The organism is Pseudoduganella sp. GW821-FHT11H04 (assembly GCF_058807935.1).
Genome location: NZ_JBXARE010000004.1, coordinates 1 through 15,024, shown reverse-complemented (window position 1 = coordinate 15,024; position 15,024 = coordinate 1). Strand labels below are relative to the sequence as shown.

General features: G+C 61.6%; 15 protein-coding genes. 5 read left to right on the top strand and 10 right to left on the bottom strand.

What is annotated here, in order from left to right:
• The first annotated feature begins 87 nt into the window (after positions 1 to 87).
• Positions 88 to 1,752, top strand: coding sequence for a serine hydrolase domain-containing protein (locus AC1RTP_RS10270; protein WP_498607195.1), 1,665 nt, complete (start codon positions 88 to 90; stop codon positions 1,750 to 1,752).
• Positions 1,753 to 1,890: 138 nt separating this feature from the next.
• Here the strand turns inward: AC1RTP_RS10270 and AC1RTP_RS10265 are convergent, their stop codons facing one another.
• Complete coding sequence (locus AC1RTP_RS10265; RefSeq protein ID WP_498607193.1) at positions 1,891 to 2,373, bottom strand: hypothetical protein; 483 nt, start codon at positions 2,371 to 2,373, stop codon at positions 1,891 to 1,893.
• Between the two features lie 126 nt (positions 2,374 to 2,499).
• Positions 2,500 to 3,033, bottom strand: coding sequence for a DNA-deoxyinosine glycosylase (locus AC1RTP_RS10260; RefSeq protein WP_498607192.1), 534 nt, complete (start codon positions 3,031 to 3,033; stop codon positions 2,500 to 2,502).
• A gap of 77 nt (positions 3,034 to 3,110) precedes the next feature.
• Here AC1RTP_RS10260 and AC1RTP_RS10255 point away from each other — a divergent pair, with 77 nt between their 5' ends.
• From AC1RTP_RS10255 to AC1RTP_RS10245, 3 genes are all read left to right on the top strand, one after another.
• On the top strand, positions 3,111 to 3,548 hold the full coding sequence (locus AC1RTP_RS10255; RefSeq protein WP_498607191.1) for an Mpo1 family 2-hydroxy fatty acid dioxygenase: 438 nt from the start codon (positions 3,111 to 3,113) through the stop codon (positions 3,546 to 3,548).
• Positions 3,549 to 3,769: 221 nt separating this feature from the next.
• Positions 3,770 to 4,711, top strand: a complete 942-nt coding sequence (locus AC1RTP_RS10250) for a DMT family transporter (RefSeq protein WP_498607190.1) — start codon at positions 3,770 to 3,772, stop codon at positions 4,709 to 4,711.
• The gene (locus AC1RTP_RS10245) at positions 4,708 to 5,190 is read left to right on the top strand and encodes a GNAT family N-acetyltransferase (protein ID WP_498607188.1); all 483 of its coding nucleotides are present in this window, start codon (positions 4,708 to 4,710) and stop codon (positions 5,188 to 5,190) included. Before AC1RTP_RS10250 ends, AC1RTP_RS10245 begins: the two co-directional genes overlap by 4 nt.
• Here AC1RTP_RS10245 and AC1RTP_RS10240 read toward each other — a convergent pair.
• On the bottom strand, positions 5,187 to 5,486 hold the full coding sequence (locus tag AC1RTP_RS10240; RefSeq protein ID WP_498607186.1) for a hypothetical protein: 300 nt from the start codon (positions 5,484 to 5,486) through the stop codon (positions 5,187 to 5,189). The two genes, AC1RTP_RS10245 and AC1RTP_RS10240, sit on opposite strands and share 4 nt — an antisense overlap.
• Before the next feature lie 319 nt (positions 5,487 to 5,805).
• Between AC1RTP_RS10240 and AC1RTP_RS10235 the strand changes: the two genes are divergently transcribed.
• Positions 5,806 to 5,964 (top strand): hypothetical protein, encoded by a 159-nt coding sequence (locus AC1RTP_RS10235; RefSeq protein WP_498607184.1) that lies wholly within the window; start codon positions 5,806 to 5,808, stop codon positions 5,962 to 5,964.
• Here AC1RTP_RS10235 and AC1RTP_RS10230 read toward each other — a convergent pair.
• The 7 genes from AC1RTP_RS10230 to hutU all read right to left on the bottom strand — a co-directional run bounded on the left by AC1RTP_RS10230 (position 5,918) and on the right by hutU (position 14,854).
• The gene (locus AC1RTP_RS10230; RefSeq protein WP_498607183.1) at positions 5,918 to 7,459 is read right to left on the bottom strand and encodes a glycine betaine ABC transporter substrate-binding protein; all 1,542 of its coding nucleotides are present in this window, start codon (positions 7,457 to 7,459) and stop codon (positions 5,918 to 5,920) included. The two genes, AC1RTP_RS10235 and AC1RTP_RS10230, sit on opposite strands and share 47 nt — an antisense overlap.
• A 1-nt stretch (position 7,460) precedes the next feature.
• Positions 7,461 to 8,711, bottom strand: coding sequence for an imidazolonepropionase (gene hutI / locus AC1RTP_RS10225; RefSeq protein ID WP_498607181.1), 1,251 nt, complete (start codon positions 8,709 to 8,711; stop codon positions 7,461 to 7,463).
• Positions 8,712 to 8,722: 11 nt separating this feature from the next.
• Positions 8,723 to 9,307: a HutD/Ves family protein gene (locus AC1RTP_RS10220; RefSeq protein ID WP_498607179.1), complete on the bottom strand. Its 585-nt coding sequence runs from the start codon at positions 9,305 to 9,307 to the stop codon at positions 8,723 to 8,725.
• Positions 9,304 to 10,671: a formimidoylglutamate deiminase gene (locus AC1RTP_RS10215; protein ID WP_498607177.1), complete on the bottom strand. Its 1,368-nt coding sequence runs from the start codon at positions 10,669 to 10,671 to the stop codon at positions 9,304 to 9,306. Before AC1RTP_RS10215 ends, AC1RTP_RS10220 begins: the two co-directional genes overlap by 4 nt.
• A complete protein-coding gene (gene hutG / locus AC1RTP_RS10210) occupies positions 10,668 to 11,456 on the bottom strand; it encodes an N-formylglutamate deformylase (protein WP_498607176.1) in 789 nt (262 codons plus the stop codon). Before hutG ends, AC1RTP_RS10215 begins: the two co-directional genes overlap by 4 nt.
• 10 nt (positions 11,457 to 11,466) lie before the next feature.
• Complete coding sequence (gene hutH / locus AC1RTP_RS10205; RefSeq protein ID WP_498607174.1) at positions 11,467 to 13,008, bottom strand: histidine ammonia-lyase; 1,542 nt, start codon at positions 13,006 to 13,008, stop codon at positions 11,467 to 11,469.
• A gap of 139 nt (positions 13,009 to 13,147) precedes the next feature.
• The gene (gene hutU / locus AC1RTP_RS10200; RefSeq protein WP_498607173.1) at positions 13,148 to 14,854 is read right to left on the bottom strand and encodes a urocanate hydratase; all 1,707 of its coding nucleotides are present in this window, start codon (positions 14,852 to 14,854) and stop codon (positions 13,148 to 13,150) included.
• Positions 14,855 to 15,024 lie beyond the last annotated feature (170 nt).

Here is a 15,024-nt window from a genome sequence, read left to right as displayed (position 1 = left end):
AACCATCATGCCACGAAAATTTCCATTTTTATATCATTAGTATATTAATATTCGACTTCCGATCGACCCTTAGAAAGATGACAACACATGCCTGCACCTCACCTCGCGCTGGTCTCCGCCCTGATACTTGCCTCGGCTTCCGCTTGGGCCGCCCCAAGCCAACAGGCGCAGGTCGATGCACTGTTCGCCCAATGGAACCGGCCGGATACACCTGGCGCTGCGGTGGAGGTAATCAAGGACGGCAAGGTTGTCTATCGCCGCAGCTTCGGTATGGCCGACATCGAACAAGGACGCGCGATCACGCCGTCCACAAGCTTCCATGTCGCCTCGCTCTCAAAACAGTTCACGGCATTCGCGATCCTCTTGCTTGCGCAAGAAGGCAAGCTTTCTTTGGATGACGATGTGCGCCAATACATGCCGGACCTGCCGGACTTCGGCCAGACCATCCGCATCCGCCACTTGCTTGCCCATACAAGCGGGCTGCGCGACCAGTGGAATTTGCTGTCCATGGCTGGATGGCGCATGGAGGATGTCATCACTGACGATGACGTCATGCGCCTGGTCCGCCGCCAGCGGGCCCTGAACTTCACGCCAGGCAGCGACCACTCCTACTGCAATACCGGCTACACGCTCCTGGGCGCCATCGTTCAAAAGGTATCCGGAAAGTCACTGGCCCAATTTTCGAAGGAACGCATTTTCGAACCGCTCGGCATGAAGCACACGTCCTTCCGCGAGAACTACAGCCAATTGGTCACCGGGCGCGCCCAGTCTTACCAGCCCGCGGCGGGCGGCGCCTACGAGGGCGTCGCCCTGTCCTATTCGACCGTTGGCGCGACCAGCCTGGCCACGACGCTCGACGACCTTGTCCTGTGGGCCAGGAATTTCGACGATGCCCGCGTCGGCGGCAAGCAGGTTCTCGCCCAGATGCAGACCGCAGGAACGCTCAATGACGGAAGCGCGATCGAATATGGCGCCGGCCTTGGCATAAGCCGCTACCGCGGACTGCGCAAGATCGATCATAGTGGGTCGGATGCGGGCTTCAGGAGCTATCTGGGGCGTTTCCCAGACCAGAACCTGACGATCATCGTCATCGGCAATGGCGCGGACGTGCAAGCCCCGCGCTTGGGGTTCCGTATTGCGGACATCTACCTCAATGGCCAGCTGGAACCATTGCAGAAACCCGTGCCCTACTATTCCGGAAGCGCTGAAGTCGGCAGCGATGCCAAACAGCTTGATCTCCTGACCGGCACATTCAAACTGGATAACGGTTCGGCCGTCACCTTCACGAAAGAACAAGGGCGCCTGGTCGGCTGGACCGCGGGCGATGACAAGATGCTGTTCTATCCCATGGGTGAACGCGAGTACTTCGCCAAATTGGTCAACGCCAGCTTCCGCTTCGATCCGCCAAATGCAGATGGAATCATCGAAGGCGGCACATGGTCGCGTAACACGCGTTCAACGCACGGCAAGCGTATCGCGCCACTGCAGGACGCAAACATGAAGGCCCTCGAAGGAGAGTATTACAGCGACGAGCTGCATGTGCTTTACGCAGTCAGCGTAAAGGACGGTAAGGCGGTCCTCAGTTATTCGCGCGGCGACGTGGAACTCGCCCCATTCGAACAGGATAGCTTTGTCGGCCCATGGCCATTCGGGCTAGTCAAATTTACCTGCGCGGCGCCCAAAGGATGCACCGGTTTCACCGTGACCGAAAGCCGCGCCAGTGATGTGCAGTTTTATAAAGTCGCGCGATGAACAATCGGAGCTGAACGCACGAGCAGCTCGATGCCACAGGCGGGCAGCACCTCAAGGCGAGCTAAGTCCTAGAGTCGACCGTACGCTGCCGTCGCCCCATCTCGAAATTTCATACTCCAGCGACAACGAGCCAGCTCATCAGTAGATGTCCAAGCCCAGCTCTTGCAGATGCATGTTTGGCTTTGCACCGCACAAGACGTTAACCTTTTGCTTGCCGTTGCTGCTTACCTCCACCCCAGCTTCATTAGCCATGTCCACGCTTCTCCCTTGGCTAAGGGGGAAATCAAAGCTATAGATACGGTAATCAAAATTTCCCGACCGGAATCGAACGTAGTATTCGCTGGTACCGGCGGAATTGCGAATGTCTTGCCCGGCCTTGAATTGAGCGCGCGAGTCTTCGCGCGACTGCGGATATTCAAGTTCCATATGGCCTGGCTTACCAAACCGGTATTGCACATATTGGTCATTACCACAGACCGAAATGATCTTTTCGCTGCGTTGAACCTTGCAACTGAAGTAGATCTTTTCTTTAGCTGCACACAACGAGTCAGCGCCGTGAACAGCCCCTATTAGGCAGCCCAACCCAATTAAGAGAACAAAATTTTTCCAGCCTCTTGTCAAAACCGCCCCTCCCATTACGCAAGTACCGCATTTTCACACTGCAAGACGAAGGGCCCCGGAGCTCGGCTCTGGGACTGCATTTGGCCGATTGTACGCGGTCACTTCGGCGCCGACTTCTAGCCTCATTCACATATCGCTCCGATGCAACGCAACGGGCCGCCATGTCGCCGGCAAGAAAACGCGCAAAGCCCGCCACCGCACTGCCTTTTCCGCATAGCCCAATGTATATGCTGGGCTGCTCGAAGGCAGTTCCTCGATCTGGTAGTCGGCGACATACGCTCCGAGCACCTTGATCCCTAACTTCGCTGCGGTTCCGCCATTAAAGGCGATTGCCTTGATGTTGGGATGGCGCGCAAGCAAAGCGCACAAGTCATTGTCATTGCGCGACCTGATCCTGCTATCCAGGCTTCCGGGGCGATGAGCTTCAGCCACCACATCCCAAAGTCCTACTCCGTGCTCCAGCAACGCCTTCAGCCTGGAAGAATAATCAAGTGGCACGAGCTCCACGCCAATCACTTCTGACATCAGGAGCCAGAACTTGTTCTGGCGGTTGCCGTAATACTCCTGCACCGCCAGCGATTTGTCGCCCGGCAGGCTGCCCAGCACCAGCAGGCGGGTGTTTTGATCGACCACGGGGTCAAAGCATCGTTTCAATTCCATTCGTGCATTTTAGCGGTAGTTCAGGTGTAGAATCGAACGGTAGTGCTAAACAAAACATCACAACGGAGACCGCAACCATGTCAGAGCAGCGTGCCATCGTTTCCCTGCTGTTGAAGTACAGTGAGAGTCACCTGAACCCTACCAATGAAGCGATCCATTGCGTGTGCGTGCCGCTGATCGTTTTCAGCCTCCTGGGCCTGATCTGGGCCATCCACCCGCTGCTGGCGATCGCCGGCGTGATCGCGTCGTTGATCTATTATTTCAAACTGTCGCGCAATTTCGCGCTGGGGATGATGGTGATGGCGGCCTTCTTCCTGGCCGTGCTGGCTGCCCTGCCGCCGGCGGCGGTGCTGCCGCTTAGTGTGGTGATTTTTGTGCTGGCCTGGATTGGCCAGTTCATCGGCCACAAGATCGAGGGCAAAAAGCCGTCCTTCTTCGACGACCTGCGCTTCCTGCTGATCGGGCCTTTGTTCGTGCTGGGCGTGCTGTATCGCCGCCTGAACCTGGCCTACTAGAACAACAAAACGTTGAGCGGGTCGGGGGCCAATGCTTCCCCGGCCAGCAAGATCACCACGGTCGCGGCTACGTAGCCGAGCACCGACGCGACCCAAATGCGCGTTTCCATGTTCATGCCTGCCTCCTGACTTTAACTAGTTGAATCATACCGATTTTTACAGCGTGAATTGTCACGCTTTGTCGCTCTGCGCCATGTTGCAGAAACACTTATACTGGCGGGATGCCTTCTTCGATTCTCTTCATTGCCGCCTGCCTTATCTGGGGTTCCACCTTCTTCGCCATCACCCTGCAACTGGGTGAAATTGCGCCGGCCGTTTCCATCGTCTACCGCTTTGCGCTGGCTTCCGCCGTGCTGTTTGCCTGGTGCCTGCTGCGTGGGGATAAGCTCAAGCTATCGTGGAAGGCGCAGCGCTGGACTATCCTGCAGGGATGCTGCACTTTTGGCCTGAGTTATATCGGCACCTATAACGCGGAGCAGTATGTGGTTTCGGCCCTGGTGGCCGTGCTGTTTGCACTGATGGTGTTCTGGAACCCGATTTTGAACCGGATCGCTTTCGGCACGCCGATCACCTGGCGTACCTGGGCCGGCGGTTGCGTGGCGGTGGGCGGCGTTGTGCTGCTGTTCTATCACTCGATTGCTGACTCGCTGCGTGATGTGATGGCGGGCGGCCAAGGGCATTTCATCCTTGGCCTGGGCCTGGCGCTGGGTGCGACCATCGCCAGCTCGGTGGGCAATACCCTGGTGGTCAAGGTGCGCCAGCATGAATCTAACGTGCTGCTCACCATGGCCTGGGGCATGTTGTGGGGCACTGTGCTGGTGGCGCTGTGCGCGCTGGCGCGCGGCGATTCCTTCGTGATGCCGACCACCGCTTCCTATTGGGGCGGTCTGCTCTATCTGTCGCTGGCGGGTTCGCTGATTGCGTTTGCCTGCTATTTCACGCTGATCGACCGTATCGGTACGCAAAAGGCGGTGTATATCGGCGTGGTGACGCCGGTGATCTCCGTGCTGCTCAGTATTCGCCTTGAAAATTATCGGCCGGGCTGGATGGAAATCGTGGGCATGGTGGTGAGTATCGCCAGCGTGGCCTGGGCGCTCAAGGCGCCGTCGATGCCGGCCAGCCGTACCCCTGTTGACCTTAAACCTTTGAAGAAAGCAGTATGAGCAACCTGACTATCCGCCCTGCCTGTCCGGACGACGTGGCCGCCATCATGGCCATGATCCGTGAACTGGCTGTATTCGAGAAACTGGAACACCTGGTGGTGGCAGATGAAGCCATGCTGCGTGAGGAGCTGTTCGGTGTGAAGCCAGGTGTTGAAGGCATCGTCGGCGAAGCTGCCGGCGAAGTTGTTTCGTATGCGCTGTTCTTCCACAACTTCTCCACCTTCCTGTGCAAGAAGGGCCTGTACCTGGAAGACCTGTATGTGAAGCAGGACCGCCGCGGCGGCGGCTACGGCAAGCAGATGCTGGCGGCGCTGGCGAAGATTGCCGTGGAGCGCCAGTGCGGCCGCTTCGAGTGGTCGGTGCTGGACTGGAACGTCAATGCGATCAAATTCTACGAACAGATGGGCGCCGACGTACTGCCAGACTGGCGCGTATGCCGCGTGACTGGTCCGGCGCTGCTGTCGCTGGCAAGTGCCTAGACCATAAAGAGCCGAACAGCGATACCAATGAGTCCGGCGATAACGGCTGCAAGAGTACTCATAACAATCTTGAACTGAAAGTCTACTCGCGACTCAAGCCTGGAAAATCGTTGATCAACATATTCGGTGAATCGATCGAAATGTTGGTCAACGTATTCCTTCAGTCGCATTTCGGATTCGAGGATTGCCGCGCGAAACTCTGCTCTCAAGTTTTCTGGTTCCTTTGCCATTGCTTCTACTCTTAATTCCAGTTTCCTCAAGCGCTCGTCCTGAGATTCTTGTTTAGTCGCGTCCATGGAAGGCTCCCGATGTGTCTTGCCATTGTTCGCCTTTTGGCTGTGAACACTTTGACCTGGCGCAGATAGGGAAGTTCCCGCTTGAGCAAAAAAAATCCCTCGCGGCTCGTGTGTGGTCGGGCGAGGGATGGTAAACCCAGGTGTCAGTTGGGAGGGGAGATGAATCGACGGTTTCAATATAGTCGCCCTCCCCTGGCCTTGCCGGGTCACTTACAAATTTTTACCTGACTGTGATCCTTGCTTACATTTGATTTTGCGCAATACATTCCTCACGGAAATTCGCAGAATGGATAGTCCCACCCTCCGCTGGAGACTGAAAATGTTCAAAGCCATCTATCGGGTCTACTTGCGCGTCCAGCTCAACCGTTGCATGCGGGATTTGCAGGCGCTGGTCGTGCAGCGGGCGCATGACGCCCTGGTTGAGGAAGTCCTTACGCGCGAGGCTGAGCGGGTGCGCGAGCGGCTGCTGATGCTTTGAATCCCCTTTCCATCCACTCGAACAGGCCTTGCGTGAGCAGGGCGAGGACAGCTGCCGGCAGTGCGCCGGCCAGCATCAGCGTGTTGTCGTTCAGGGCCAGGCCGGTGGTGATGCGTTCGCCATAGCCGCCGGCGCCGATGAAGGCTGCAATCGTGGCGGTGCCGACGCTCATCACGGCTGCCGTTTTCACACCTGCCAGGATGACTGGAGCGGCCAGCGGCAATTCAATTTCTTTCAGACGTTGCATGGGACGCAGGCCGAGCGCTTGCGCGGCCTGTTTCAATCCCTGCGGGATGCCGCTGATGCCGGTGCAGGTGTTGCGGATGATCGGCAGCAGCGCGTAGACGAAGAGCGCACACAAGGCCGGCATGGTGCCGATCGTACCTAGCAAGGGGATCAGCATGGCGAGCAGCGCGAGCGAGGGAATGGTTTGCAGGATGCCGGCGGCGGCCATCACTGGTTCACGTAATCTCGGGCGGTAGGCGGCGATGATGCCGAGGGGGATGCCAAGGGCGCTCGCCATCGCCACCGAGAGCGCGACCAGGAGGATGTGTTGGCGGCTTAGCTGCCAGAAGTCGTCTGCAAAAAGACGCTGCCAGAGCGTGGGGCTGCCGGGGGAGGAAGCCGCGCGAGGCACGGCGGCTACGAGGGTGGCGGTGGCGGGATGGCGCGTCAGCCAGTCGCGGGCGATAGCGGCGAAGGCTTGGCCGTGCAATTCGGCGGCGGCGTTCATGGCAATCATGTCGGCGGCGCTGATGCGGCCTTCCAGCCCGCGCAAGGCCTGCCATGCTGCGGGGAAGCGTTGTGCGGCGTCGAGGCGGTATAGCAGCACGGCATCGTAACGGGGGAAGTAGGCCTGGTCGTCTTCCAGCACGCGCAAGCCGTACTGGCCGATTTTGGCGTCGGTGGAGTAAATGTCGATCACGTCGACCTGCTTTTGCGCGAGAGCTTCGTAGGCGATGCCGTGGTCAAGGCCGCGCGGCGTGGCGTGGATGCCGTAGCGCTGCGTGAGGCCCGGCCAGCCATCCGCGCGGCCGATGAATTCATGCGACAAGCCGTAACGCAGCTCGCCCTGGGCAGCCAGTTCGCCCAGCTTGCGCGGGCCACCGGCGTCTCCACGCACAGCGAGCGCGTAGGTGTTGTTGAAGCCTAGCGGAATCGCAATGCCCAGGCCTTGCGAAGCCAGCTCGCGCTGCATTTCTTCCAGCGTGGCCGGCTGCGCGTGTTTGAGGATTTCCTGGCTGATGGTGCCGGTGTATTCGGGATAGACGTCGATGCTGCCCGACTTCAGCGCGGCCAGTACGATGGCGGTGTTGCCGAGGCCTTGCTTGTGCTCCACGCGGGCATGCGGGGTGGCGATTTGTGACAGTACCTCGCCCAGGATGTAAGACTCGGTGAAGCGCTTGGAGCCGATGCGCAGCACGCCGTCCGGCGCTGCGGCCTGCACGAGGCCGGCCGCCAGGACCAAAAGGACGGTGGCGGCGCGGCGCAGCAACTCAGGCGCCTGCCGACAGAGCAGGAATGCCGACGATCGGGTCGCGCCAGACGCCGCGGTTGACCACGGCGACGCAAGGATTGAAACCGAAGGCGTAGGACAGGTCCGCCGGGCGGGCAATCTGCCACAGCGCGAAGTCGGCTCGCTTGCCCACTTCCAGCGTGCCAACCTCGCCGTCCAGGCCGAGTGCGCGGGCGGCGTTGATGGTGCATCCGGCCAGCGCTTCCAGCGGAGTCAGGCGCCACAACGTACACACCATATTCATCGCCAGCAGCAGGGACGTCATCGGCGAAGTGCCGGGATTATTGTCGGTGGCGACAGCCATCGGCACGCCAGCTGCGCGCAGTGCGGCGACCGGCGGCGGCGTGGTATCGCGCAGGAAGTAGTAGGCGCCAGGCAGCAGCACGGCCACTGTGCCGGCTTTCTCCATGGCGGCGATGCCCTCGGCGGACAAGTGCTCCAAGTGGTCGGCCGACAGCCCGCCGAAGCGCGCCACCAAAGCAGCGCCGCCCTGGTCCGACAGCTGCTCGGCGTGCAGCTTGACCGGCAAGCCATGCTCGCGGGCGGCGGCAAAAATTCGTTCCGTTTGGGCAGCGGAGAAACCGATGCGCTCGCAGAAGGCATCCACCGCATCGGCCAGGCCGGCGGCTTTCAGTGCGGGCAACATCGCGATGACGGCGTCAACGTAATCGTCGGCGCGATCCTTGAACTCAGGCGGCAATGCGTGGGCGCCGAGGAAGGTGGTGGCGACGGAGACCGGCATGACGTCGGCCACGCGGCGAGCAACACGCAGCATTTTGGTCTCGGCTTCGAGCGACAAGCCATAGCCGGACTTGATTTCCAGCGTCGTGACGCCTTCGGCCAGCAGTGCGGCGATGCGCGGCAGCGACTGGCGCAGCAGTTCTTCGTCGGAAGCGGCGCGGGTAGCCCGCACAGTCGACATAATGCCGCCGCCGGCGCGGGCGATATCTTCGTAGCTAGCGCCATTCAGGCGCGCCTCGAATTCATCGCTGCGGTTGCCGGCGTGGACGATGTGGGTGTGGCAGTCGATCAGGCCCGGCGTCAGCCAGCAGCCGCCGCCATCGTGCTCCAGCTCCGCGCTGCCCGCCGCTGCAGCATCTTCGCGGCGGCCGATCCAGGCAATGCGGCCGTTATCGACAGCGATTGCCGCGTCGCGGATTTCGCCATAGCCCTCGCCTGCCATCGTGGCCAGGTGCACATTGGTGATCAACAGGTCCCACTCTACTGCCATGTCTGACTCTTTTATTCTTCGTTGGGGAAAATATCGACAATGAACACGGTGGCGTGGCCCGCCTCCAGAGTCCACTCATCATCCTTGTCCAGCACCGCCGCATCATAGCGCACCAGTGAAATGCGCTCGCTCGCGCTGGCCAGGTTCAGGCTTTCGCCTTCGGCCAGGAACACCACCGTGGTCGGGCTGCGCCGCTCGAGTGTGGAAAAGTCGCGGATGGTGCGGCGTTCCAGCTGGTGGTTGCAGAGGGCGCGGCGCGTCATGACGTTGAAATCGGTGGTCGGCGCGCCTTCCACCGTGGCGCTCACCGCGTTCTCGCCCGGGAAGGCGATCACCGGCTCGCGCTCGGACAAGGCCACGCGCCGCTCGTTGCCCACGTCCAGCACCACGCCGCCGCCCTCCACCAAGGTGAGGGTACGGTCGATGCCGGGGAAGACGGAAAACGGCCCGCTCTGCGCGATGGTCGCCAGGGACAGGCGCCATTCGAATTCGTCGAAGCCGGCGCCCGGCGGCATCACGCACAATTCCGTGGTGCTGCCGCCGCCGTTTTTCCAGGGCGTGGAATGAAGGCTTGCATACTGAATGATGGTAGTCATGCTCGTAGCTCGCGCAATTCGGCCAGCGTCTTTTTGAAGCGCGCGGTGATGGCCGGTTGCGCCACGTGCTTCTGGTTGCGCACCACCCAGTGGCCGCCAACCATGACATCCCTGACTAGATTATCATTTCCGCTGAAAACGAAGCATCCCAATACGTCGGCGGCGTCGATTCCGTCCAGATTCGGGTGGTCCTCATCCAACACTATCAGGTCGGCGCGCTTGCCGACGGCCAGTGCGCCCACCGGACGGCCCGCCGCCTGCGCCCCGCCCTGCAAGGCGGCTTGCCACAGGAAGTCGCCCACGCGGCGCTCTTTGCCGGAGATGGCGATATTGCGGCGCTGCTGCTGCAGGCGCTGGCCGTATTCCAGCCAACGCAATTCTTCCACCGCACTTTGCGAAACGTGGCTGTCGCTGCCCACGCCGATACGGCCACCCTGCTCCAGGAAGCTTTCGAGCGGGAACAGGCCGTCGCCCAGGTTGGCTTCCGTCGTCGGGCACAGGCCCGCGACGGCGCCGCTTTTCGCGATGGCAGTGACTTCGTCCTCGGTCAGGTGGGTGGCGTGCACCAGGCACCAGCGTGAGTCAACCGGAAGTTGTTCATACAGGTACTGCACCGGGCGCTTGCCGCTGTAATCAAGCGACTGCTGCACCTCGCCCTGCTGCTCGGCGATGTGGATGTGCACCGGACGGGCCTTCGGCAGGTGCTCCAGCACTTCGCGAATCTGGGCCACCGAGGCGGCGCGCAGCGAATGCGGCGCCACGCCGATTTCCACCTGCGCGTCGCGCAAAGGTTCCAGCTCGCCGATAATTTTCAGCACGTCGCGTGCGTCGGTGCGGAAGCGCGCCTGCTCCGGCTTCAAAGGCTGTTCGCCGAAACCGGCATAGGAATACAGCACCGGCAGCATGGTGATGCCGATGCCGGTATGGAGTGCGGCGGCGATCACGCGCTGCGCCGTTTCCGACGCTTGCGGATACATGGCGCCATCGGCTGCGCGCTGCACGTAATGGAATTCACACATCGAGGTGTAGCCATGACGCAGGCACTCGGAGTACAGCTGGGCCGCGATGGCTTCCATCTGCTCCGGCGTGATATTGCGCGCAAAGCGGTACATCAGGTCGCGCCAGGTCCAGAAACTGTCCTTCGAATCGCCGGCGACCTCGGTCAGGCCGCCAAGCGCTCGCTGGAAGGCGTGAGAATGCAGGTTGACCATGCCCGGCATGACCAGGCGTGCGCTCGGGATGCCCGATGCCGCCACGGCGCCGGGCTGGACGGCGGTGAAGTTGCCGCGGTCGTCCCATTGCAGCAGGACGTTCTTGTGCCAGCCGTCAGCCAGCAACGCGTGTTGCGCGAACAGGGCCTTCATTTGCGCACCCAGTCGGAGGCTGCCTGCACCAGCTGGCGCAGCAAAGGCTGGACTTCGGCGGCGCGGTCTTCGCGGTAGCCGAAGGGCGCCGTTTCGTCCATATAAGTGGACTGGCACATTTCCAGCTGGATGGCGTGCACGCCTTGCGCCGGCTGGCCGTAGAAACGGGTGATGTGACCGCCTTTGAAGCGGCCATTGACGGCCACCGTGAAGCGCTCGTCGGCGCGCGCCACGCCTGCGATGGCGTCCGTCATGGCCTGGTCGCAACTGGCGCCGTCGGCGGTGCCGAAGTTCAGGTCGGGCAGTTTGCCTTCGAAGAAGCGCGGCACCACGGAAGCGATGGAGTGGGCGTCCCACAGCACCACTTTGCCGTGGATGGACAGCAAGCGATCGAGTTCTTCCCGCAACTGGGTGTGGTAGGGCTGCCAGTAGGCGGCCAGGCGGCGTTCCACTTCCGCTTGCGAAGGCTGCTGGCCTTCCAGGTACAGCGGCTCGCGGTGGAAAGTGTCGACAGGGCACAGGCCCGTGGTGTCCTGGCCGGGATACAGGTTGGTGTTTTCCTGCGGGCGATTCAAGTCGATCACATAGCGCGACCAGCGTGCCGACAACGTGGACGCGCCGAGCGCGCCCAGGAAGTCGTATAGCTTGACCAGGTGCCAGTCGGTATCAGCCTTCTCGGTCGCCGCCGACGTCATGCTGGCGGCGACATCGTCCGGGATGTCGGTGCCCACGTGGGGCATCGACACCAGCAAGGGAATACTGCCTGCGTGGAAGCGGTAATCCATAAACCTCTCCTTACGGATGCAGGGCGCTGAACAGGTTCTTGCAAGTCGCGCTCAGGTCACCATTGACCACCATCTGCTTGGCTGCCTCGATGTCCGGCGCGAAGAAACGGTCGGTATCAAAGAATGGTACCTTGGAACGCAGCTGGGCGTGCACATGTTCCAGTTGCGCCGAGGTTTTCAGCGGACGGTGGAAGTCAATGCCCTGCGCCGCGGCCAGCAGCTCGATGCCAAGGATCACGGCGGTATTTTGCGCCATATCATGCAGGCGGCGCGCGCCGTAGGTGGCCATCGACACGTGGTCTTCCTGGTTGGCGGAAGTCGGGATGGTGTCCACGGAAGCCGGATGCGCGATCGATTTGTTCTCCGACGCCAGGGCGGCGGCGGTAACGTGGGCGATCATGAAGCCGGAGTTCACGCCCGGGTCGCGCACCAGGAATGGCGGCAGGCCGGACAGGGTAGCGTCGATCAGCAGCGACACGCGGCGCTCGGAGATCGAGCCGATTTCCGCGATTGCCAGCGCCAGGGTATCGGCGGCGAAGGCCACCGGCTCGGCGTGGAAGTTACCGCCCGAGACCACGACCGGACCGTCATCGTTCTGGAAGATCAGCGGGTTGTCGGTAACAGCATTGGCTTCGATCAGCAAGGTGCGGCCGGCGTTGGCGATGATGTCCCAGCAGGCGCCCATGACTTGGGGCTGGCAGCGCAGGCAGTACGGGTCCTGTACGCGCTCGTCGCCGACCAGGTGGGAAGCGCGAATCGCGCTGCCGGTCACCAGTTCACGGTAAATGCCGGCGGCTGCGATCTGGCCAGGCTGGCCGCGCACTTCGTGGATACGCGCGTCGAACGGCGAATCGGAACCCTTGGCCGCGTCCAGCGACATGGAGCCCGTCACCATACCCGCTTCCAGCAGGCGTTCAGCCATGAACAGGCCGTGCAGGCACAGGGCGGTGGAAGCCTGGGTGCCGTTGATCAGGGCCAGGCCTTCTTTCGCGGCCAGTACCACCGGGGTGATGCCGGCGGCTTTCAGCGCATCGGCAGCTTGTACCAGCTCGCCCTTCACGCGCACTTCGCCAACGCCCAGGATGGCAAGGGTCATGTGCGACAGCGGGGCCAGGTCGCCGGAAGCGCCGACCGAACCCTTGGCCGGGATGGCAGGCATGATGCCTTTGTTGTACAGGGCGATCAGGGTGTCGATCACCACTGGGCGGATGCCGGAGAAACCGCGCGACAGGCTGCTGATTTTGGTCAGCATCAGCAGGCGCACGACTTCGTCGGACATCAGGTCGCCGGTGCCGACCGAGTGCGACAGGATCAGGTTGCGCTGCAGCTGTTCCAGCTTGTCGTCCGGGATGCGGGTCTTGGCAAGCAGGCCGAAACCGGTGTTGATGCCGTAGGCGGCGTCGCCTTTTGCGACGATGTCCTGCACGGCTTTGCAGGAGGCTTCGATGGCGGAGTAGGCTTCCTTGGCCAGAACGATCGGGGTGTGGGCGGACCAAACGGCGCGCAGGTCGGACAGGGTCAGTTTGCCGGGGGTGAGGGTCAGTTGGGTCATGTTTTGTGTCTCGTGTTCGTTTGCTTTCAACCCGGTACGGCGGGGTACGACCCAAGGGTCGGACCCCAGGCATGCCGGAGCCGCAGACTGCGGAGCTGACAGGGTCTGACCCTTGGGTCTGACCCTGGTTTATCGGGTTTTACTTGATCATCGGCAGGTTCAGTTTATTACGCTTGGCGCATTCGATGGCGGACTCGTAGCCCGCGTCGGCATGGCGCATCACGCCCGAGCCGCAGTCGTTGACCAGCACTCGGCCCAAGCGCTTGGCAGCAGCCTCGGTACCATCAGCCACAATCACCACACCGGAGTGCTGCGAATAACCCATGCCCACGCCGCCGCCATGGTGCAGCGACACCCAGGTCGCGCCGCCGGCAGTATTCAGCATCGCGTTCAGCAGCGGCCAGTCCGACACCGCATCGGTACCATCGCGCATGCCTTCGGTTTCGCGGTTAGGCGAAGCAACCGAGCCAGTATCCAGGTGGTCACGGCCAATCACGATCGGCGCCTTCAGCTCACCATTCTTCACCATCTCGTTGAAGGCCAGGCCAGCGATATGACGCTCGCCCAGGCCCAGCCAGCATATACGCGCCGGCAGGCCCTGGAAGGCAATGCGCTCGCGCGCCATGTCCAGCCAGCGGTGCACGTTGGCGTGGTGCGGGAACAATTCCTTGATCTTGGCGTCGGTCTTGTAGATATCTTCCGGATCGCCGGACAGCGCCACCCAGCGGAACGGACCACGGCCTTCGCAGAACTGCGGACGGATATAAGCCGGCACGAAGCCAGGGAAATCGAAGGCGTTCTTCACGCCCTTGTCGAACGCCACCTGGCGGATGTTGTTGCCGTAGTCGACCACCTTGGCGCCCAGCGCCTGGAAATCCAGCATGGCTTGCACGTGCACCGCGCAGGATGCCGCGGCGGCGTCGGTCAGCTTGGCGTGTTGCGCAGCGTCGGCCTGCGCCGCCTTCCACTGCTGCACGGTCCAGCCCTGCGGCAGGTAGCCGTTAACCAGGTCGTGCGCCGAAGTCTGGTCGGTCACCACGTCCGGCACAATGCCGCCGGCCTTGGCGCGCTTGACCAGCTCCGGCAAGATGTCGGCAGCGTTGCCCAGCAGGCCGATGGAGATCGCGTCGCCATTAGCCGTATGCAGCTTGATCATTTCCAACGCCTCGTCGATGGAAGCGGCTTGCTTATCCAGGTAGCGGGTGCGCAGGCGGAAGTCGATCGACGATTGCTGGCACTCGATGTTCAGCGACACGGCGCCGGCGAAGGTAGCGGCCAGCGGCTGCGCGCCGCCCATGCCGCCCAAGCCCGCGGTCAGCACCCAGCGGCCTTTCAGGTCGCCGCCGAAATGCTGGCGGCCCGCTTCGGCGAAGGTCTCGTAAGTGCCCTGCACGATGCCCTGGGTACCTATGTAGATCCAGGAACCGGCCGTCATCTGGCCGTACATGAACAGGCCCTGGCGGTCCAGTTCATTGAAATGCTCCCAGTTCGCCCATTTCGGCACCAGGTTCGAGTTCGCCAGCAGCACGCGCGGAGCATCTTCATGGGTCTGGAACACGCCGACCGGCTTGCCGGACTGGATCAGCAGTGTTTCATTGGCTTCCAGCTTTTTCAGGGAAGCGAGGATCTGGTCGAAGCACTCCCAGTTGCGGGCCGCACGGCCGATGCCACCGTACACCACCAAGTGTTTCGGATTCTCCGCCACTTCCTTATCCAGGTTGTTCTGGATCATGCGGTAGGCGGCTTCGGCGCCCCAGGTCTTGCAGACCATTTCCGGACCGCGCGGGGCGCGGATATCGCGGGAAGCGTCGTAGCGGGGATCGTTATCCAGGTGCTGGGTGCTCATGTCATCTCCTCAAGTTGGTGAGAACGGGCCTGCACAGGCCCGCGCATATTCACAGCTTAAGTTGTATATACAACCGAGTCAACCAGTTTTTTGAAAGTCGGGGTCAGGTCGAGCAAACGGACACGGGCTCTGCCGCTTGCGGCAGAGCCCGTGTCCTGTCTCTTCTACAC